Annotated in this window: 11 protein-coding genes and 2 pseudogenes; 7 read left to right on the plus strand and 6 right to left on the minus strand. The window is 72.5% G+C overall.

Features of this window, described 5'->3' with window-relative positions; all coding sequences use genetic code 11:
* Positions 1–463: 463 nt before the first annotated feature.
* Positions 464–1,978 carry a glycoside hydrolase family 43 protein gene (locus QA802_RS05485; protein ID WP_334518517.1) on the plus strand — a complete coding sequence of 505 codons (1,515 nt, stop codon included), beginning with the start codon at positions 464–466 and terminating at the stop codon, positions 1,976–1,978.
* A 128-nt stretch (positions 1,979–2,106) separates the two neighbouring features.
* Here QA802_RS05485 and QA802_RS05490 read toward each other — a convergent pair whose 3' ends face one another.
* Positions 2,107–3,801, minus strand: a complete 1,695-nt coding sequence (locus QA802_RS05490) for a DUF8823 domain-containing protein (protein ID WP_334518519.1) — start codon at positions 3,799–3,801, stop codon at positions 2,107–2,109.
* Between the two features lie 1,002 nt (positions 3,802–4,803).
* Between QA802_RS05490 and QA802_RS05495 the strand changes: the two genes are divergently transcribed.
* Positions 4,804–4,953: a hypothetical protein gene (locus tag QA802_RS05495; RefSeq protein ID WP_334518521.1), complete on the plus strand. Its 150-nt coding sequence runs from the start codon at positions 4,804–4,806 to the stop codon at positions 4,951–4,953.
* Positions 4,954–5,098: 145 nt separating this feature from the next.
* On the opposite strand, the gene QA802_RS05500 is transcribed toward QA802_RS05495, so the two are convergent.
* Entirely contained in the window at positions 5,099–6,118 is a 1,020-nt protein-coding gene (locus QA802_RS05500) for a LacI family DNA-binding transcriptional regulator (RefSeq protein WP_334518523.1), read from the minus strand.
* A gap of 264 nt (positions 6,119–6,382) precedes the next feature.
* On the opposite strand from QA802_RS05500, the gene QA802_RS05505 reads away from it, so the two are divergent.
* The 4 genes from QA802_RS05505 (at position 6,383) to QA802_RS05520 (ending at position 11,791) form a co-directional block, all read left to right on the plus strand.
* The gene (locus tag QA802_RS05505; protein ID WP_334518525.1) at positions 6,383–8,392 is read left to right on the plus strand and encodes a glycoside hydrolase family 127 protein; all 2,010 of its coding nucleotides are present in this window, start codon (positions 6,383–6,385) and stop codon (positions 8,390–8,392) included.
* 157 nt (positions 8,393–8,549) lie between these two features.
* Complete coding sequence (locus QA802_RS05510; RefSeq protein WP_334518527.1) at positions 8,550–9,806, plus strand: sugar ABC transporter substrate-binding protein; 1,257 nt, start codon at positions 8,550–8,552, stop codon at positions 9,804–9,806.
* Between the two features lie 171 nt (positions 9,807–9,977).
* Positions 9,978–10,961, plus strand: coding sequence for a carbohydrate ABC transporter permease (locus tag QA802_RS05515; RefSeq protein ID WP_334518529.1), 984 nt, complete (start codon positions 9,978–9,980; stop codon positions 10,959–10,961).
* Entirely contained in the window at positions 10,958–11,791 is an 834-nt protein-coding gene (locus tag QA802_RS05520) for a carbohydrate ABC transporter permease (RefSeq protein ID WP_334518531.1), read from the plus strand. The genes QA802_RS05515 and QA802_RS05520 overlap by 4 nt, the downstream gene beginning before the upstream one ends.
* A gap of 101 nt (positions 11,792–11,892) precedes the next feature.
* Here QA802_RS05520 and QA802_RS05525 read toward each other — a convergent pair.
* Positions 11,893–13,228: pseudogene (locus QA802_RS05525) on the minus strand (MFS transporter).
* Positions 13,229–13,545: 317 nt separating this feature from the next.
* On the opposite strand from QA802_RS05525, the pseudogene QA802_RS05530 reads away from it, so the two are divergent.
* Positions 13,546–14,763: pseudogene (locus QA802_RS05530) on the plus strand (SMI1/KNR4 family protein); the annotation flags it as partial.
* Between the two features lie 45 nt (positions 14,764–14,808).
* Here QA802_RS05530 and QA802_RS05535 read toward each other — a convergent pair.
* The 3 genes from QA802_RS05535 to QA802_RS05545 form a co-directional block, all read right to left on the minus strand.
* Positions 14,809–15,270 (minus strand): cupin domain-containing protein, encoded by a 462-nt coding sequence (locus tag QA802_RS05535; RefSeq protein WP_334518532.1) that lies wholly within the window; start codon positions 15,268–15,270, stop codon positions 14,809–14,811.
* A gap of 183 nt (positions 15,271–15,453) precedes the next feature.
* Positions 15,454–18,387 (minus strand): hypothetical protein, encoded by a 2,934-nt coding sequence (locus tag QA802_RS05540; protein ID WP_334518534.1) that lies wholly within the window; start codon positions 18,385–18,387, stop codon positions 15,454–15,456.
* A gap of 2 nt (positions 18,388–18,389) precedes the next feature.
* Positions 18,390–20,225: an HSP90 family protein gene (locus tag QA802_RS05545; RefSeq protein ID WP_334518536.1), complete on the minus strand. Its 1,836-nt coding sequence runs from the start codon at positions 20,223–20,225 to the stop codon at positions 18,390–18,392.
* Between the last annotated feature and the right edge of the window lie 38 nt (positions 20,226–20,263).

Genomic DNA, 20,263 nt, shown 5'->3' on the forward strand with positions numbered 1-20,263 from the left:
TTCCCACCGCGGCCCCGGCCGTACCGGGTGAGAACGCGGTTCCTCCCGGGAGCCGGGCGCGACCAGCGACGCCGGGCGTCCGATCACTCCTCGTCCGGTGACCGTCCAGGCCACCGACGCTGGGTACGCTGGGTGATTAAGCCCTTAACCACAAGCCGACGCAGAGTCGTCGGAACGACATCCGTGACCTGCCCCGTGCCATCTCAGGGGATGAGTCGGCCTGGAGTTTGGTCGTCGAAGCGCTTCGACGGCGGTGGTCTTCATCTGGTGACGCCAATCGACCAGTAGGGGACGGCGCATCTCTGGGGTGGGCGCCCTTGATATGCGCGAAACGCGTCCGTTAGCTTACGGTCGAGTGAAGCGCTTCGACAGCCGCTTCCCCGACCGGCCCACGCCTGCGTCACTCACCGACGAGAACCCGACGACATACCGACGACGAGATACCGACGAGAGGACCTCTCAGGTGCCCCCTCCACGCCGGCCCGACGGGCCCGTCGCCAACCCCGTGATCCCCGGCTTCCACCCCGACCCCAGCGTCTGCCGCGTCGGCGACGACTACTACCTCGCCTGCTCCAGCTTCGAGTACTTCCCCGGGGTGCCCCTATTCCACAGCCGTGACCTGGTGAACTGGACGCAGATCGGCAACGTCCTGGACCGGCCGGAGCAACTGCGCCTGCCCGCCTCCATGCCGTCCTCCGGCGGGATCTACGCCCCTACCCTGCGCTATCACGACGGCCGCTTCTGGCTGATCGTCACCAACTGCAGCGAGGGCGGCGGCAATCTGATCGTCACGGCCACCGACCCCGCCGGACCGTGGTCGGACCCCGTCCGGGCGCCGGGTGTCCCCGGCATCGATCCCGACCTGGTCTGGGACGAGGACGGCACCTGCTGGTGCACGGTCGCCGGGGTCTCGCAGGTCCGTATCGACCCGTCGACCGGGCAGACGTACGGGACACCCCACCGGCTCTGGTCCGGCGGTCCCGGCGCCAAGGCCCCGGAGGCGCCGCACCTGTACCGGATCGGGGACTACTGGTACCTGCTCATCGCCGAAGGCGGCACCGAGCGCTGCCACGGTGTCTCGATCGCCCGCGGCCGGACGCCCGCCGGGCCGTTCGAGCCGTGCCCGGCCAACCCGGTCCTCACTCACCGGGGCACCGACCGTCCCGTCCAGAACACCGGTCACGCCGACCTGGTCCAGGGTCCGGACGGCTCCTGGTGGATGGTGCTGCTCGGCGTCCGGCCTGGCGGCGGCACACCGGGCTGGCACGTGCTCGGCCGGGAGACCTTCCTGGCCCCCGTGACCTGGGTGGACGACTGGCCGGTCGTCGGCGAGGTCACGCTGGCCCTGCCCGAGTTGCCGTGGCCGCTCTCCCCCTGCCCCGTCGAGGAACAACGGGACGACTTCGAGCTCGCCGAGCTGCGCCCGTCCTGGGTCTCCCTGCGCGACCGGCCCGCCGAGCACTGCACCACCGAGGAGCGCCCCGGCTGGCTGACGCTCCGCGCGCGCGGCGACTCCCTCGACGAGCCCGACGCGGTGTTCGTCGGCCGGCGCCAGCAGCACCCGTACTGCAGGGCGCGCACACTGGTCGACGCCGCGGAGGGAAGCGGTGGCCTCGCCGTCCGGCTCGACGAACGGCACCACTACACGATCGAGGCGTCCGGCACGGGGGTGCGGGTGGTCGCTCGCGTCGGATCCCTGCGCACGGTCGTGGCCGAGGAGTCAGTGCCGGCCGGGCCGGTGGTCCTCGCCGTCACCGTCACCGAACCGCCGTCTCCGCACGGACCGTGCACGGGACCCGACGTCGTCTCCCTCGGCGTCGAGCATCCTGACGGCACGGTCACCGACCTCGCGACCCTCGACGGCCGCTATCTGTCGACCGAGGTCGCCGGCGGGTTCACCGGCCGGGTCATCGGCATGTACGCCGCGACAGGCGCCGTCCACTTCGACTGGTTCGACTACGAGCCCGCCGACGGCTGACCGGGGCGGCCCGCAAGGCTCTCGGCGCGCGGTGACCGGACCTCCGCCGCGGAGATCCGCCGGTGGACGCGGACGGCCTCGGCCGTCCGTCTTCGCCGGATGCCCACCCGGCGAAGACGGAGGCGCCCTCAGCCGGCCGACGGCGGCAGACAGCCGCGTTCGTCGGTGGACTCTCCGGCGTACTCCGACGTCAGCCGGTACACGCCCGCCCGGGGCACGGTCACCCGGGTCCACGCGCCGTCCGCGCTGACGCACGCTCCCTCGACCCGCAACCACGGCGAATACGCGATCCGCACGAGGCTCGTCCCGGCGCTCGGCATGCTCAGCGTCAGATCCGCCTCTCCCGCGCGCAGCAGCTCGGCCGGTGCGGAGACCAGCGGCAGAGTGTCGCGGACGCGGTAGATCTTCCAGTAGCGGTCCTGCCAGACGGGCTCCAGCCAGCGCTGTCCCTCCTTGATCAGAGCCGTCTCACGCTCCGCGGACCGATCGGGCTTGCCGTCGTGGAGGACGACGAAACCCACCGCCCATTGACGCAGCCAGGCGTAGTACTCCGGCCCGTCGAAGTCGCCCTCGTAGAAGAGGCGTCCCCGTTCGACGTCCAGCTGCTGGTTCCAGCCCCGCATCAGCTCGAAGTGCGGGCCGAGGAGGGTGGCCCCGCGGTGGTCGTCGTCCGTCGGCAGCTCGACCCGGCCGCGGTCCGCGCCCAGCCGGTCCAGCGCGGCGATCACGCCGTCGGTGTGCGTGGCCCAGCCCGGAACGGGGTCCGGGCGGCGCAGATGCATCAGGGACGTCACACAGAGATAGGCGACGGACAGAGCGGTCACCAGAGCCATCGCCCGCATACGGGTTCGCCGCCCGTCGTGACGGACGGCCCCGGCACGGCGGTGCAGCGCGGCCGCGAGCAGCACCGCGGGCGCGAACAGCAGGGCGAGCCGCTCCACGTTGTTCCCGACCGGTGAGGGGACCATCCAGGTCAGGACGACCCCGACGGCGTACACGGCGCTGCCTGCCCGCACCACCCGCCACTCCCGCGGCGACGCCCACACCACGGCGGCGGACAGCAGCACGGGCAGGATCATCCGGCCCGCGGCCATGGGCTGCTCGCCCTCGAAGGGGAAGAGCACGGTCGTCACGCCGACGACGGCGACGGGCGGCAGAGTCAGCGCGAGACACTTGGCGTGCTGCCGGTCGATGAGATATCCGGCACCCGCGACCAGCAGGAAGAGCCCGGCCACCGGGCTGCCCAAGGTCGCGAACAGCGCCCCGAAGGCGGCGGCGGCGAGCCGGGCGGGCCGGGGCGCGCGATCGGCCACGGCGAGCAGGCCCGCGAGAGCGAAGGCCAGACCGAGGGCGAACGTGGTGCGGCCGAGCACGACGTTGTACCAGAGGCCCAGCGCACCGACCAGCGCGGGCCACATCGACACACGCGGAAGGGTGCGCTCCAGCAGCGTGGCCAGCACCCAGGTGGCACTGATCCCGGACAGCACGGAGACGGAACGGACCCCGCACAGAGCCATCAAGTGCGGTGATATGACGCTGTAGTTGACCGTGTGGACACCGCCGAACCAGAAGAGTCCGTACGGCGTGGCCGGATGCCTGCCCACGAACCCCGCCCACGCGTACTGCGCGGCGAGGTCACCGCCGTCCGTGGCGAGAACGGCGTCCCACCCCCAGTACAGGGGGAGGAAGGCGGCGATGGCGAGGAGCGGGACGCGGTATCTCGCCGATCCGGGCCAGCGGCGTTCCCGGCGCAGTACCGGTAGCGGTGATCGCGATGGTCGCAGTGCGGCGGGGACCGACGGGGTGGAGATCCGTGGAGGCATGGTGGCTTTCCCGGGGCGGTACGGACGCGGTACAGGCCCGCCGGGGAGTTCGTGGCCCCGAGGGCTCCTGGAACTCGCGGACCTGCGCGGGCGTCACGGCCGGGCATCTCCCGTCCGTCGCGCCCACGCGCCTGTCGCGCACGCCGTCGGCGCCGCGTGCGGCACCACCCGAACCTCACCCGGCGGCCGGTTCTTCAGCCCGCGGTGGTCGCGCCGCAGGCCCCCGTCGGCGAGTCTCCCGTCCGCTGCGGCAGCGTGAGTCCGGGACCACGCCGTGCGGGGTGCGCAACTCGCTGACCGCGCCAGCGCCAGGAGGCCGACATCATGCACTGAACTGCTCCGGAATCGGTGGAGGGCCCGGACTCGGGCCTCCTGCCCGGGCAGGCCACGGACGACAGCCGATTTCGCGCCTCCGGCCATGATGTTGTGGACCACATCCCGGGCCGGTAACCCCCACCGGCTTGAGGAGAGGCTATTTCCACCGATCAACCACATGCAAGGCGCGTGCCGCGCGGAGGAAGAACCCGCTGGTCCCGCCCTGTTTTCACTGGCCGGTGGCGCGAAGGACATCGAGGGCGGGGCTACCCGTCCCGGTGCCGCTCCTCCCCGTGCCCCGCCTCCTCGTGCCCCTCGTCTCCGTGCCCCTCCCCCCTGCACCCTTCCTCCCCGGGCCCCTCGGTGCCGGGCCCGCCGGTGTCGGCCGGGCCGCCGCGGAGCACGCGGCGCACCGGGTCCGGCGACACCGTCTCCGGCTCGAACTCCGCCAGCCACCAGGTGGCGCCCGCGTCGGCGTAGGGTGCCGGGTCGGTCCCGGCGGCAGGGCGACGGCGATGTCGTAGGGGCTCGTCCTCGGCTCGCGCGGGCCGGCGAGGGTGGCGACGGTATCGGCGAGCTGGTCCGGGTGTTCGAGGTTCACCGGGAAGAAGCCGTCGTGCCGGGCCGCGCGGCGCAGACTCCGGCTCCGGCCTCGGAGCCGGAGTCGGCTCCGGCCTCGGTTCCGACGTGTCACTGTGCGTCCACGAGCTCGAGCCGGGCCTCCCGCCCCGCGAGATCTACCTGTTGTGGCAGGCCCACCGCACGCACTCCCCTCTCGCGGCACGGGCCATCCAGATCGCCGTGGACGTCACGGGCGAGATCGCCGGGAGCTCCTGAGCGGACGCCGTCTCCTGCCCCCGGCTCAACCGGTCGCACCGGACCGGCGGCGGTACCGGCCGTCGCCCCCGCGGCCTGCCGGATCACAGGGGCGGCGGGGGCGGCAGAGGCAGCGGGGCGGCAGGAGGCGGCGGGCACCGGTGGCTCAGGTCGATTCGCGGACGACGAGGCGGCAGGGCACGGTGTGCAGGCCGGGTTCCGGTGCGGAGCCGATGGCGTCCAGCAGCCGCAGGGCGGCCTGGCGGCCGATCTCGGCGAGGTCCGTGTCGATCGTGGTGAGCGGCGGGCGGCAGGCCAGGGCCATGACGTCCCAGTTGTCGTAGCCCACGATCGCGACCTTGCCGGGAACGTCCAGCCCGTTCTCGCGCAGCGCGTCGGCGACTCCCCTGGCGATCTGGTCGTTGCCGCAGAAGAAGGCGTCCGTGTCGGGCGCAGTGCGCAGGACCGCCTCGGCGGCGCGGCGGCCCCACGCCTCGCTCCACTCGCCGAAGTGCACCCGGCCGGTGGCGAGTTCCAGTGAGGAGCGCTCGAGCAGCTCGACGGTGTGGTGGGCGCGGTCGCGGGCGGCGGCGTGGTGGGCCGGGCCGGTGACGTGCGCGATCCGGGTGCGGCCGGTCGCCAGCAGATGCTCGACGGCCAGCTGTGCCCCGCTCCGGTCGTCGGAGACCACGGAGATGTCGTCCGGGTCCGTGGACGGAGAGAGCGCGTAGACCGTCGGGATCGGGTCGATGCCCTTCAGGGGCGGCCGGGGATCGGTGCGCCGCCCGGTCACGATGATGCCGTCCACCCGCCGGTCGACGAGGTTGCCCAGATGATGCTGTTCGCGGATGGCGTCGCCCCGGGTGTCGCACAACAGGACGGAGATCTTGCCGGCGCCGAGCGCGTCCTCGGCGCCGAGCAGCACGGGAGTGCTGAAGCGGCCGATGCCGTCGGTCGTCATCAGTCCGACGGTCCAGCTGCGGCCGGTGTGCAGGCTCTGGGCATGCTGGTTGGGGCGGAAGTCGAGCGTCTCCACGGCCGCGAGGACCCGCTCCCGGGTCTCGGGCCGCATCCTGCCGCTGCCGTTCAGTGCTTTCGAGGCTGTCCCGACACTGACGCCGGCCAGCTTGGCGACATCGGCGAGCTTGGCCCGCCCGCTCGGTGGAGAACCTGGAACGGCGGTCACGCGCAATCCTTTTCCTAGATGTCCTCGGTGACGTACATCCTGACACCGTTCACAGCCGCTGAACAGTCCTGCCCCCTGCACCGAAGATACTTGCGCGTACCCCTTGACTCACGCTCCCCGCCTTTCTACCTTTCCGGACAGAAAAACGTTTGCTCAAACGGGTTCGAGAGATCGGCACCGCCTGTCCGCTCGACAGCCCGAGGCGCCGCGCCCCCGCACGCGTCGGACCCTCGAACCCGCTTCCCCTCAACGCTCCGGAGAGCCATGCCCCGCCCACGTTCCGCCGCGCCTTCCCCCCAGCCGTCGGCCCCGTCCGCACAGGGAGACACCCTGCTCGGACCGGTCCGCCACAGCGCGGACGCCACGGCCGCGCTCGCCCCCGCCACCGTCGCGGTGCACGGCGGTTTCTGGGACGCCCGCCGCGAGGTGAACGCGCGCACCTCCATCCCCCAGGGCCCCGGCCTGCTGGAGTCGGCGGGAAATCTGCGCAACCTGCGACTCGCGGCCGGCACGGACGAGGGGGAGTTCCAGGGCGCTTACCCGTTCGTGGACTCGGACGTCTACAAGTGGCTTGAGGCGGCTGCCTGGCAGCTCGCCCGGACCCCGGACGGCGAGGTCGCCGGCGAGGTCGCCCGCATCGTCTCCCTCGTCGCCGACGCCCAGCAGGAAGACGGCTATCTCAACACCTGGTTCCAGCTGCTCAAGGGCGGCGAGCGCTACCGGGACCTGCGGTGGGGCCACGAGCTGTACTGCGCCGGACATCTGATCCAGGCGGCGGTGGCTCACCACCGGGCCACCCAAAGCAGTGAACTCCTCGACGTCGCCGTGAAGTTCGCCGACCACATCGACTCGGTCTTCGGTCTGCCCGGCAGCGGCAAGCCCATCGACGGCGTCGACGGGCACCCCGAGGTCGAGACCGCCCTCGTCGAGCTCTACCGGGAGACCGGCGAGCGCCGCTACCTGGATCTCGCCGGCTACTTCGTCGACCGCTTCGGCCACGGCCTGCTGGGCGGCGAGGTGTACTGCCAGGACCGCGTCCCGCTGCGCGAGGCGACGAACGTCGAGGGGCACGCCGTACGGCAGTTGTACCTGCTGGCCGCCGCGACCGACCTGGCCGTCGAGACCGGGGACGCCGGACTGCGCACCGCCGCCGAGCGGTTGTGGGAGGCGATGACCACCACCAAGACCCACATCACGGGCGGGCTCGGCGCCCACCACGACGAGGAGGACTTCGGCGACCCGTACGAACTGCCCAACGAGCGCGCCTACTGCGAGACCTGCGCCGCCATCGCCTCCGTCCAGTGGAGCTGGCGGATGGCCCTGCTCACCGGTGAGGCCCGCTACTCCGACCTCGTCGAGCGCACGCTCTACAACGGCTTCCTGGCCGGCGTCTCCCTCGACGGCGAGCGCTGGCTGTACGTCAACCCGCTCCAGGTCCGCGACGGCCACACCGACGCCGGCGGCGACCAGTCGGCCCGCCGCACCCGCTGGTTCAAGTGCGCGTGCTGCCCGCCCAACGTGATGCGGCTGCTGGCCGCACTGGAGCACTACCTCGCCTCCAGCGACAGCGGCGGCCTGCAGATCCACCAGTACGTCACCGGGCGCTACACCGGGCAACTCGACGGGACCGGGGTCGTCGTGAGCGCCGAGACCGACTACCCCTGGCACGGGACGATCGGCCTGACCGTCGAGGAGAGCCCCGAGGACCGGCCCTGGACCCTCTCCCTGCGCATCCCGCAGTGGTGCGTCGACTACCGGGTGAGCGTCGAAGACGTCGTCCACGACACCACGGACGCGCCCGTCACCGACGGCTGGCTGCGCCTGGAGCGCACCTGGGCGCCCGGCGACCGCGTCGTCCTCGAGCTCGGCATCGAGCCGCGCCTCACCGCCGCGGACCCGCGGGTGGACGCCGTACGCGGCTGTGTCGCCATCGAGCGCGGGCCGCTCGTCTACTGCCTGGAAGGCGTCGACCACCCCGGGGGCGGTCTGGACGACATGGTGCTCGACACCACCCGTCCACTGGCCGTGAAGCACCGTCCCGACCTGCTCGGCGGCGTCGTCACCGTCCTGGCCGCAGGGCGCCGCCGGCACATCGCCGACGCGGGCTGGTGGCCGTACCGGACCGCGGACGCCGGTGCCGATGCCGGATCCGGTGCCGGTGCCGGTGCCGGTGCTGAGCCGGCCGACGAGCCCCTCGAGCTCACGGCGATCCCCTACTACGCATGGGCCAACCGCCAGGACGGCGGCATGCGCATCTGGCTGCCCACCTCCTGACCCCGCCGCACCCGGCGTCCCACGCGGCCTTCGGCCTTCCCTCCTTCGGCCTTCCCTCCTTCGGCCTTCCCTCCTCCAGCCTTCCGTCTTCCCGCCCCTGCCTCCCTCTGCTCCTCCCCCCGCTCGCCACGAGCCGCACCCAGACAACGAGGTCACCGTGAGAAACACCCGCCGCACCCTGGTCGCCGCGATCGCCGCCCTCGGCACCCTCACCTCCGTCGCCGCCTGCGGCGGAGGCGATTCCGGCTCCTCCGCCTCCGGATCCGGCGGCGCCGGCGGGACGTACACGTTCTGGGACCCCTACCCGCAGTTCGACGCCTCCTCGGACTGGGGCAAGCTCGTCACCAAGTGCGGCACGGACGCCGGCGTCAAGATCAAGCGCACCGCCATGGACACCACGGACCTGGGCAACAAGGCGCTGCTCGCCGCCCAGCAGGGCAACGCGCCCGACGTGATGCTGGTGGACAACCCGGTCGTCTCCACGCTGGTGGAGGCGGGCATCGTCAACAAGACGAGCGATCTGGGCCTGGACACGAAGTCGATCCAGCAGAACATCCTCGGCGCCGGCACCATCGAGGGCGCCTCCTACGGCGTCCCGATCGGCGCGAACACGCTCGCCCTCTACTACAACAAGAAGGTGCTCTCCGCCGCCGGCGTCGACCCCGCCGCCATCAAGGACTGGAACTCGCTGACGGCGGCCCTGAAGAAGGTCGAGTCGGCCGGGAAGAAGGGCATCACGTTCTCCGCGATCGGCACGGAGGAGGGCAGTTTCCAGTTCCTGCCGTGGTTCTGGGGCGCCGGCGCCGACCTCACCGAGCTCGACTCGGCGAAGGGCGCCGCCGCGCTGTCGCTGTGGAAGGGCTGGGTCGACGACGGGCTCGCCCCCAAGGACGTCCTGCAGAACACCCAGACCACCAGCTGGCAGGAGTTCGCCACCGGCGACTACGCGTTCGGCGAGAACGGCACCTGGCAGCTCGGCAACGCGGCGAAGGCAGGCTTCGATTACGGCGTCATCAACATTCCGGCGCAGAACGGGGGTTCGGCACCGGTGCCGACCGGCGGCGAGTTCGTCACCGTGCCCGTGCAGAAGGACACCGCGCGCTACGACGTCAGCAAGAAGATCGTCACCTGTCTGACCAGCGACGCCAACCTGCTGTCCACGGACACCACCCTGGCGTACGTGGCGCCCACCGCGGCGGTGCAGGCCGAGCAGGTCAAGGCGAACCCCGCGCTCAAGCCGTGGGTCGACGCCGTGGCCGCGGCACGCGGGCGCACCAGCGGCGGCCTGGGCACCAAGTACCCGACCATCTCCCAGCCCCTGTGGACCGCCGTCCAGGCCGCCCTGTCCGGCGGCCAGAGCCCGCAGGCCGCCCTCGACGCCGCCCAGCAGGCCGCCGACAAAGCGGGCGACTGACGCCCGCCCTGCTCACGGCACGTCGGCAGCGGCCCGGGAAGTCCACAACGTTCCTGCCACCCGCATTCCCGCCACCGGCGTTCCTGCCACCCGCATTCCTGCCACCGGCGTTCCTGCCACCGGCGTTCCTGCCACCCGCATTCCTGCCACCACCCGCATCCAGGAGTTCGCATGACCACCGCCCGCGTCGACCGCCGCCCGCAGCGGTCCCCGGTCAGGGCCGGGGCGACCGGCGCCGGACAACGGACGGACGCCCCGGCACTGCGGCGCCGGCAGCGCCGCAGGAGCCGGTTGACGGCCCTGGCGTTCCTCGCGCCCCTGGTCGTCTACCTCGCCGCGTTCTACCTCTATCCGCTCTACCGCAACCTCGACCTGAGTCTGCGCGACTACACCGTCCGGTCGTTCGTGGCGGGCGACGCGCCCTTCTCCGGGCTGGACAACTTCCGGACGGTCCTGGACGATCCCACGTTCGGCCCGGCGCTGCGCCACACCATGATCTTCACGTTCGTGTCGATCGCCTTCCAGTACGCGGCCGGGCTCGCCCTCGCCGTCTTCTTCAACCGCCACTTCCGCCTCGCCGGCACCCTCAGAGCGCTGTTCCTGATCCCGTGGCTGCTGCCGCTGATCGTGTCGGCGTCGACCTGGTCGTGGATGTTCAACAGCGAGTCCGGGGTGCTGAACCACGCACTCCACCTGGTGGGCGTCGGACCGGTCGACTGGCTCACCTCGCCCGACTGGGCGCTGACCTCGGTCATCGTCGCCAACATCTGGATCGGCATCCCGTTCAACCTCGTCATCCTCTACAGCGGACTGCAGAACATCCCCGGCGAGCTGTACGAGGCGGCGGCGCTGGACGGGGCGGGCGCCTGGCAGCAGTTCCGGCGCATCACCTTCCCGCTGCTGCGCCCGGTGTCGGCGATCACCCTGCTCCTCGGACTCGTCTACACACTCAAGGTGTTCGACCTGATCTGGATCATGACCAAGGGCGGCCCCGGCGACGCCTCGTCCACCCTGGCCACCTGGTCCTACCAGCTCGGATTCGGCACGCTGCTGCCCAAGTTCGGGCCCGGGGCCGCCGTCGGCAACATCCTCATCCTCATCGCCCTCGCCTTCGGGCTGCTGTACATCCGCGTCCAGAGGAGGCAGCACGCATGACCGCCGCCCACCGCCCCGCCAGGCGCTCGCGTCTGTACACCGCCATCGGCGTCCTGCTCACCGCCGTCATGCTGTTCCCGGTGTACTGGATGCTCAACGTGTCCCTCACCCCGCAGCAGGACATGCGCAAGAGCCCGCCCGACCTGCTGCCCCTGCACCCCACCTTCGAGGGCTACCGGGCCGTCCTCGACGACCAGCTGCCCTACCTCGGCACCAGCCTGCTCATCGGCCTCGGCACGGTCGCTCTCACCCTCCTGCTCGCGGCCCCGGCCGGCTACGCGCTGGCCAAGCTCCGGCCGCTCGGCGGCGGCGCCCTCGGCCTGTTCCTGCTGATAGCCCAGATGATCCCCGGCATCGTCATGGCCATGGGCTTCTACGGCATCTACCTCGACCTGGGCCTGCTCAACTCCTGGTGGGGACTGATCATCGCCGACTCCACCATCGCCGTGCCGTTCGGCGTCATGATCTTCACCGCGTTCGTGTCGGGCATCCCCGGCGAACTGATCGCCGCCTCCCGCATCGACGGCGCCGGCACCTTCCGCACGTTCTGGTCGATCGTCCTGCCCGTCAGCCGCAACGCGCTCGTGACCGTCTCCCTCTTCAGCTTCCTGTGGGCCTGGTCCGACTTCGTCTTCGCCAACACCCTGGACAGCGGCGGCGACTGGCGCCCCATCACGCTCGGCATCTACCACTACATCGGCAACAACAACCAGGAATGGAACGCGATCATGGCGACGGCCGTCGTCGCGTCCCTTCCCGCGGCCGTGCTGCTCGTCCTCGCCCAGCGCTATGTGGCCGCAGGCGTCACCGCAGGCGCGGTCAAGGACTGACCCCCACCCCCCCACACGCCACTCCCCTCCCCCTGACAACAACTGGGACACGGCCCCTCGTCCTTGCCGTACGGCGGACGAGGGGCCCACGTCTTCGCGCTTCACCCTTCGCCCTTTCCGCCCGGCCGGGATGCGACCGGAAGCGCCCGTCCCAGACGCGCGAGCGGAGACACCGCCATCAGCACAGGGGAAAGCATCATCCCCGTGGCCGCCACCAGGAGCCCGGTACGCAGTCCCCACTCCTGCGCCAGACAACCGCCGAGCAGCGAGCCGAGAGGGGCAGGCCCCAGGCCGACGAACGTGATCGTCGCGGCCGCACGGCCCTTGCATCCCGTCCGGAGTGACGGCCTGCCGGACCGCCATGACCGTGACGTTCACCAGCTGGCCGCCCACACCGAACACGAAGTTGACGGCGAGCAGCGCGGAAACGGTCACGGCGGAGGAGCCGTGCAGCGCGGGCACGCACAGGAACAGCCCGTCGGCCAGCACCGCCGCGGACACGAGGACCGCGCCGTGACCGAACCGGCGCGGCAGACGGGCGGCCAGCACCGAGCCGAGGAGCGCGCCCGGCCCCGTCGCCGCGAGCGTCAGCCCCACGGCGGTGCCCGACAGGTGCAGTTCGCGCGGCAGGAACAGCAGATAGACGGTCGTCACGGCCGCCAAGGAGAACTGGAAGGCGGCCGAGGCGAGGCACACGGTTCGCAGACGGGCGTCACCGAAGACGAAGCGGAGGCCCTCGTGGATACGGTGCCAGACCCGAGGGGGACGCCCCGAACTCGCGGGGAGCGACTCGGCCCGACGGATGCGCCTGACCGACAGGACCGAGCACGCGAAGAACAGCGCGCCGCAGGCGGCGGCGATCGGCGCAGACAGCAGTGACACCAGCGCACCGCCGAGGGCGGGTCCGCCGATCTGCGCGGCGGACCGGCTGCCCTCGAGCGCGCTGTTGCTCCACACCAGTTGATCGCGTTCCACGAGCCGTACGAGAGACGCCTGGTAGGCCACGTCGAAGAGCACGGACAGGGCTCCGACGGCGAAGGCGACCAGGTACAGGGCCGGCAGGCCGAGCAGGCCGAGCAGCCCGAAGAGGGCGGCTGCGCCCAGTGCCAGGACCCGGCCGGCGTCCGTCAGCACCAGCACCGTGCGGGTCCGCCACCTGTCGACCCATGCCCCGGCGACGAGCGACAGCAACAGGAACGGCGTCTGCCCCACCGCGCGCAGGACGCCCAACTGGCCGGCACCGGCGTCGAGCGTCAGGACGGCGAAGAGCGGCAGGACCACCAGGCTTGTGTGCTCGCCGAGTTGGGACGCCGTCTGGCCCACCCAGAGTCTGCGGAAGTCGCCGTCCCGCCACAGACCCGGCGGAACCCGTCGACGAAGATCGGACGCGGCGGAGCGGGCCGAGGAAGCAGACGATGCGGAAGAAGCAGACGGCACGAGGATCCCCTGGGCTGCCGACAACGAAGCCCGTCACCCGGCGCACACCAGGCGCGCCGACGGTTCGGACGGGAGAGGGCTCGCTGTGCCGCGCCGGTGGGGGCAGCACGCGATGACGGGCCGGTCACGGCCTACGGCGTCAACGCGCGCTCGGACGACCGATCACGGCCCGGCTCCTCGCTCCTCGTTCGCAGGTCACTCGCTGCACCCGGAGACTAGCCGGGACGGCTCCCGCGCGAAAGGCGATTTCACGGGCGCCGGCGTCGGCGGTTCCTCGGTGCGGGACGCTGTCAGTGGTGGGTGACAGCATCTTGAGCATGACGGACGACACGACGGCATTCGACTGGCGGCCCTTCCTGCAGAAGTGGAGCGGGGAGTGGGCGGATTCCCTGCCGGACGACGAGACGCAGGGCGAGGACGACGAGACCGCGCGCCGGGCGCGGTGGCTGGGGTTCCCGCCCGCGTCGCAGGAGCGGATCACGGCCATGGAGGAGCGCCTCGGCCGCCGCATGCCCCCGTCGTACCGGCGGTTCCTCGAGGTCAGTGACGGATGGCGGCACGCGGGCGGGTTCGTGTGGCTGCTGGCGGGGACCGAGAACGCGCGGTGGCACAACGACGCGTCGGGCCTCGCGGAGATGTTCGAGGAGGACCTGGAGGACGACGCGAGCCCCGAGGAGCGGCAGGAGGCGGACATCTGGCGGCGCGGGCTGCAGCTCGACGTGGAGTCCGACATCACGCACGTCCTCCTGGATCCCGACGACGTGGACGAGGACGGCGAGTGGGCCGTGTTCACGTGGGCGAGCTGGCGGGGCGAAGCACCCGAGCGGCACGGGAGCTTCCTCGAGTTCATGCGGGAGATGCACCGGGAGTTCCACAGTCTGCGGGCGCGTCGCAGTGACGCGGAGCCGGTGTTCGCCAACGACACGACGCGAGAGCTGGACGCCCGGATGGAGAAGGCCCGGCTGGAGGCGCTGAGCGGCGACTGGGAACAGGCCGGGAAGACGCTGGACGAGGCGAAGGAGTACGGCAGGCCCAGGGCCGCCGGCCTGGGTGACCAGATCCGCCGCCTGCGCGGACAGACGCACATGGTGTACTTCGAAGGCCTGGTGACGGACCCTCGGTACGCTCCAGAGTTGTTGCCGCCGCTGGTCGCCGAACACGCGGCGAACTCGTACCGGGACGACTCCCAGCTGACGTTCCACCTGCGGGGCGCCGACGACGGCGTCGTGTCGCAGGCTTTCGAGACCCTTGATCAGGTGCGGAAGGGCACGTACCGGTACACCGCGGCCGGACCCTTCGGGGAAGCGGTCGAGCGGGCGCGGGAACAGGCGCGGTGCGGGGACGCCGACGGGGCATGGCGGACGCTGATGGACGCTCTGCCCCGGTGGGAGCCGCTGGGGCCGGACCATCTGGCGCCGGTCGGGTGGGTGGCCGACCCGCTGCTCGGGCCGCTGCTGACTGCGGAGCGGGGCCGCGAGCTGCTGTCCGTTCCACGAGGCGGGCGGCGGGACGGGCGGCGGGGTGCGGTGCCCCCGCCGGAGGCCGGGTGAGGACTCGAAGTGGTCGTCGGCGGGCCGTGGTCAGCCGGTCGGGGGTGGGGCCTGGTGGCCGGGTGGGCGGGAGTGGATCTGCATGCCCGGGCGGCGTCGGTGGACGGTGAGGTAGGAAAGCCCCTCGCCGTGCGCCGTGATGCTGCGGGTGGATCCCCTCGGCAGCCAGACGAGCTTGCCCTCGGCGAGGGGCTCCGGCCCGTCGGGCGTGCCGAGGATGCCGTCGCCGGCGACGACGAGGAGAAGGACGTCCAGTTCCGGCTCCATGTGGGCGGGGACGCATCGGCCGGCCGGAACACGCACGAGGTTGGCGTCGAGCTGGCGTCCGGACTCGGCGAGCTTCCACAGGGCGCCGGAGGTGGCCGGGGGACGTCCGGACAGCTCCAGGACGTCGCACAGGATCCCCGCGACGGGCGCCGGCGTCGGGTCGTCCGGTGAGGGAGTCCGGAGAGGGGCGCTGTCCGCTCCGGGGGTGTCGGGGGCGTCACTCATGGACGCGCCCCCGTCCGGTGCCGTCCTGCCGAGGTGTCACGGCGTCCCCGTTCCTACTGTCCTCTGTCCTGTGCACGGCACCAGTATGGCAACGGGTCCGCCCCCTGTGCCGTCGTCCCCGCTGCCGTGGGGTCGGCGCGGGCCGGGGCCGTTCGGGCCCCGGCGCCGCGTCGGCTCGGCCGGTCACTCCTCGTCGCGCAGCCGGGCCGCCAGGGAGGTCAGCGCCTCGGCCTCGTCGGTGTGGCCCGAGGCGGTCAGACGGGCGGTCGCCGCGTCGAGCCGGGTGAGGGCGGGGGCGGGGCGTTCCAGGTAGAGACCCTCGACGACGCCCGCGAGGCGGATGCTCTCGGCCCACTCGCCGATGCGGTCGTCGTCCGCTCCCGGGTCGCCGAGCAGGGCGAGGGTCTTCTCCAGGGCCGCCAGAGCGGTCTCGTACTCGCCGGCGTAGGCGTTGACCCTGCCGTGTTCGTAGGCCAGGGCGGTGTCCAGGGAGCGGCCGTGAGGTTCGTGTCCGGCGGCGCGGGCCTCGTCGGCGAGCCGGCCGGCGTCGGCGAGGAAGCCGAGGGCTTCGGCGAGGCCGTCGGGGCCCTGCCGCTCGGCCTGGACCCGGGCGATCTCGCGCAGGCAGCTGCTGAGCCGGTCGTAGCTCGGGGCCTTGGCGTGGGCGGCGAGTGCCTGGTCGGCCACCTCGCGGGCGCGGGCGAAGTCGCCGGACTCGCCGAGGAGGAGCGCCGTCTCCGCGGCGATCATCACGTGGCTGGCGGGGTCGTCGTCCCAGCCGGCCGATTCGGCGGCGAGGGCGACGAACTCCACCGTGGCGGCCTTGAGGTCCTCGCCCGTGTGCAGCGCGCGGGCGCGGGTCAGGCGCAGCTGGGCGACGAGCCGGTCGTCCAGCTCTCCGGCGGCGACCTCCGGTTCCGCCAGCAGGGAGTCGAGCAGGGCGATGCAGTCCTCGACGCGGCCGAGGTCCAGGCTGAGCTGGGCGGCGTTGCTGTACGTGCAGAACGCCTCCGTCCGGCTGCCGTCGCGGAGCTCCAGTTCCGCGGAGCGCGTCAGGTGCCGCAGGGCTTCTTCGGGCCGGCCCAGGTGCATGCAGGCCTGTGCCAGATCGCCGTACAGACGGGCGGTGTCGACGGCGCGGGCCGGCCAGTCGGCGGCCAGGCGCAGCCCTTCGGTCAGGTCGGTGTGCGCGGCCTGCGTGTCCCGCAGGGCGAGCTGGAGCCGGCCGCGCAGACCGAGCGCGCGGGGCAGGTGCCAGGCGGGGCCGTGTGTCTTCAGCCGGTCGAGGAGGGCGTCGAGCTCGGCGACGGCGGTGGGCAGGTCGCCGGAGATGGCGTGGGTGCTGGCCCGCAGCAGCAGCGCCCCGGAGATCTGGCCGGGGAGTTCGTGCCGGGTGGCGAACGCGTGCAGCAGGTCCACCTCGGCGAGGACCGGCGCGATGTGCGCCTCGTCGCCGGTCGTCTGCAGGCGCAGGCCGAGCGCTGTCGCCCGCAGCCGCAGCATGCGGGCTTCCAGGAACGGGGCGAGGCCGGGTGTCTCCTCGTGCAGACGGACCACGGCCGCGTGGGCGTCGGTCAGCGCGGCGGCCTTCTCCTCGGCCGACCCGGAGTCCTGCCCGGTGGTCTCCGCGGGGAGCTGGGCGCAGGCGCGTTCGAGGGCCGCGTGTCCGGGGAGCCCGGCGTCCTCGTACAGGGCGGCGGCGTCCTCGTGGAGGGACGCGGCTTCGTTCTCCTCCTTCTCGTCCGCGCGGTTCGCCTCGTCGGACAGCAGGTCCGCGCGCAGTCGCGCGAGCGGTCCCACGGCCGGGTCGTCGGGGTGGCGGTAGTCGGACGCTGCGGCGAGGGTGCGCAGCCGCGCCCAGCAGGCCTGTGCGTCCGGGTGCCCCTGCTCGTCCAGGTCCCTGGCCCGGACGATGAGTTCGGGGAGGGATTCCGGCACGGCGCCGGCGGCAGGGGCGGCGGGCGCGGCGACGGGCGCTGCCGGGGCGACGTCGTCGAGGTGGCGGACGCGCAGGGTCAGTTCCAGTGCGGTGAGGAGCGGCGCTCGGTCGAGGCGGGCGCTGCGGCGGTCGGTGTGGGTTGTGGTGCCGTTGCGGGCGTCGAAGCGTGCGGCGAGGTCGTCGGCGCGGGCGTGCACCTCGGCGTGCAGGCCGGCGACCGTCCAGGTGCGGCCCGCGTATCCGGCGGCGGGCAGTTCGCCGTGGCCGAGCTGTTCGACGCGCTGGAGCAGGACCTCCACGCCGGTGAGGAAGCCGAGCAGGTCCAGCGGCGAGTCGACCTCGTCGAACAGGCTCCGGTTCTCGGAGAGCAGTTCCAGGCCGCGTGCCTCGTTGCCGGTCAGGGCGCAGAACTCCAGGTGCCGGCCGACCTCCTGGGCCATCGAGGGGTTGCGGCGGCAGCCACGGTAGCCGGAGAGGTGCAGTTCGCGGGCCCGGTCGGTGCGGCCGGTGCGCAGCAGGGGCAGCAGCGCGTACGAGACGGAGCGGGCCGGTTCCTCCTGGCAGGATTCCTTGCCGTCCAGGACGGGCTCCCAGGTGCGCAGCGCCCGCTCGTCGTCGCCCGCCGCGAGGTGGTGGAGAGCGCGCTCGCAGATCTCGCAGGCCTCGCAGTCGCTGAGCCGGGTGCGGGCGCGGCCCGCCCACAGCTCGTAGGCGAGGGTGGTGTCCTCGCCGACGTGGGCGGCCAGTTGGTACGCCTGGCCGTAGTAGGGCTGGAGGCCCAGGCCGGCCTTCTCGTACCGGTCGCGCATCTCGGTCAGCCACTGGCGCAGGCTCGCCAGGGGCACCTCGGGCAGCGCGCGCAGGGCGCCCGCGACCCACTTGAAGCGCCAGAACAGCAGGTGACGCAGGCGCTCGTCGAAGACGTCGGGATGCTCGTCGAGGAGGTTCAGCAGGCGGGCGAAGACGACGGGCGACTTACGGGGTTCGGAGCCGTAGGTGTACGCCTCCTGGAGTTCGAGGAGGGCGTGGACGAGGGTGCCGGGGTCGTCGAACTGCTCGGCGGCGTCGACGAGTTCCTCGGCGGTGACGGTGCGGGTACGCCCGTAGGGTCGCTGGTCGTTCTCCTGGAGCGCCTGGTGCAGCTCGTCGGTGTTCTGGGGTGCGGGTGCGGTCGGCATCGTCAGCTGTCCTTGCGGAGGGCGTGGGCGAGCAGGTCGAGGAAGGAGCGGTTGATGAGGCTCGATTCGGCGGGCCTCAGCGGGCGCCGGGACAGCATCGCGGCCTGCCCGTAGAGAGCTTCGGCGCTGGTCCGGGCCAGCTCGGGCTCGTCGATCGTGACGGCGGTGCGGACCAGCGGGTTGAGCTGGTTGAGGATCAGCTGGGCCCGTGGCGCCTCCTGGCGCAGGGCGCCGAGGATGTCGCCCCACAGGCCGCCTTCCTGCTCGCGGGCGAGCTGGGAGCGGGTGCGCTCGTGGCGTGCCTCCCGGCTGTCGACGAGGAGCGCGGGGGCGGAGGCGGGCTGGAAGGTGCGCAGCGCGACGTCGCAGTCGAAGACGGCGAGGGCGTCGCGGGCCCGCGCGAGGTAGGCGGCTGCGGCGAGTTCCGTCTCCCGGTCGACGGGGTCGAGGTGGGCGGTGAGGGTCGCCGGGTCGAGGTCGGCGACGGTGGCCTCGGGCCTGATCTCGGGCAGCCGGTGGACCAGTTCGCGGTCGTAGGTGTAGCCGCCGTTGACGACGCCCAGTCCGGCCGCCGAGGCGATCGCCGCGACCTGGCGGAACTCCTCCACGCTCGAGGTGACGAGCACGGTGCGGTGGGTGCGGGCGAACTCGTCGAGGGTGCAGTGGCCGTCGGTGGTCTCGAACGGCAGCCAGGGCAGCAGCATCCGCAGGATCTCGTCGTCGTGCACCGCGAGGGACTTCACGGCCAGGTGGTGGGCCTGGAGGAAGCGGTGCAGCAGGTCGGGGTCGCTGGCGGCGGCCCGGGCGATCCATGCGCGCAGCCGCTCGGCGAGGGCGTCGCGGACGGCGGCGAGGGTGTCGTCCTCGTACAGGGACTCGCGGGACGCCGTCGGGCGCAGGCTCTCGGCGTCGACGACGCAGCGGACGAAGAAGGCCCACTCGGGCAGGATCTCCTCGGCCTGCTCGGACAGCAGCATCCCCTTGACGTGCACGCGGTGCCCATGGCGGCGTCCGGCCGGCACGGCCTCGGGCAGCACGCAGGCGATGCCCTTCAGGCCCACGGCCGGCAGGTCGAGCTCGATGGTGTCGAGCGGCGTGAAGCCGAAGACGTCCGCCCCGTATGCGGCCAGCGCCCGGGAGCGGGCGCCCGGCGTGGGGTGGGTGCGGGTCCAGGGGGCGGGTTCGGGGTTGACGGGGGCGCCCAGTCCGGTGCCGTCGTCGAAGGTCACGGGGTGGCGCAGCAGGGAGCCGAAGTGCCGGGCCAGCGCGTGCACCTGTGCCGGGCGGGTCCACTCGCCCGCGTCGGCGCGCGGCGTCAGGGTGACGGTGGTGCCGGGCCGGGGGTGGGCGGAGGGCGGCAGGGTGCGGACGGTGTAACTGCCGTCGCCGCGTCCGCGCCACTCCACGGCGAGGGCGTCGGGGGTGCGGGCCGAGCGGCTCAGGACGTGGATCTCGTCGGCGACCAGGAAGCAGGAGAGCAGACCGATGCCGAACTGGCCGATGAAGTCGGCGCGTTGTTCGGCGATGCCGTCGGCGCGCTTGCTGCTGCGGCCGATCGTGGCGAGGAAGGTGTGCACGTCGGCTTCGGTGAGACCGACGCCGTCGTCCTCGACGCGTACGACGGAGCCGTCGGCGTACAGACGGATGCCGAAGGCGCCGTGGGACTCGATGGCGTGCCGTGCGGTGAGGGCGTCGACCGCGTTCTGCAGGAGTTCGCGCAGGTAGACGCGGGGGCTGGAGTAGAGATGGTGGGAGAGGAGGTCCACCAGGCCGCGGAGGTCGACCTGGAAGGTGCGGTCGGCGGCGGCTTGGTGGGCGGAGGTGTCGCGCAGGGGCATGAGGCATCCGGGGTGAAGGGAACGGCAGGGGTGGGCGG

The organism is Streptomyces sp. B21-105 (assembly GCF_036898465.1).
Lineage (GTDB): Bacteria > Actinomycetota > Actinomycetes > Streptomycetales > Streptomycetaceae > Streptomyces.

Excerpts from the sequence above, each read along its gene's own strand:
- QA802_RS05505 (WP_334518525.1), top strand. The coding sequence starts at position 6,383 with ATGCCCCGCCCACGTTCCGCCGCGCCTTCCCCCCAGCCGTCGGCCCCG.
- QA802_RS05540 (WP_334518534.1), bottom strand. The coding sequence starts at position 18,387 with ATGCCGACCGCACCCGCACCCCAGAACACCGACGAGCTGCACCAGGCG.
- QA802_RS05490 (WP_334518519.1), bottom strand. The coding sequence starts at position 3,801 with ATGCCTCCACGGATCTCCACCCCGTCGGTCCCCGCCGCACTGCGACCA.
- QA802_RS05545 (WP_334518536.1), bottom strand. The coding sequence starts at position 20,225 with ATGCCCCTGCGCGACACCTCCGCCCACCAAGCCGCCGCCGACCGCACC.
- QA802_RS05535 (WP_334518532.1), bottom strand. The coding sequence starts at position 15,270 with ATGAGTGACGCCCCCGACACCCCCGGAGCGGACAGCGCCCCTCTCCGG.
- QA802_RS05515 (WP_334518529.1), top strand. The coding sequence starts at position 9,978 with ATGACCACCGCCCGCGTCGACCGCCGCCCGCAGCGGTCCCCGGTCAGG.
- QA802_RS05520 (WP_334518531.1), top strand. The coding sequence starts at position 10,958 with ATGACCGCCGCCCACCGCCCCGCCAGGCGCTCGCGTCTGTACACCGCC.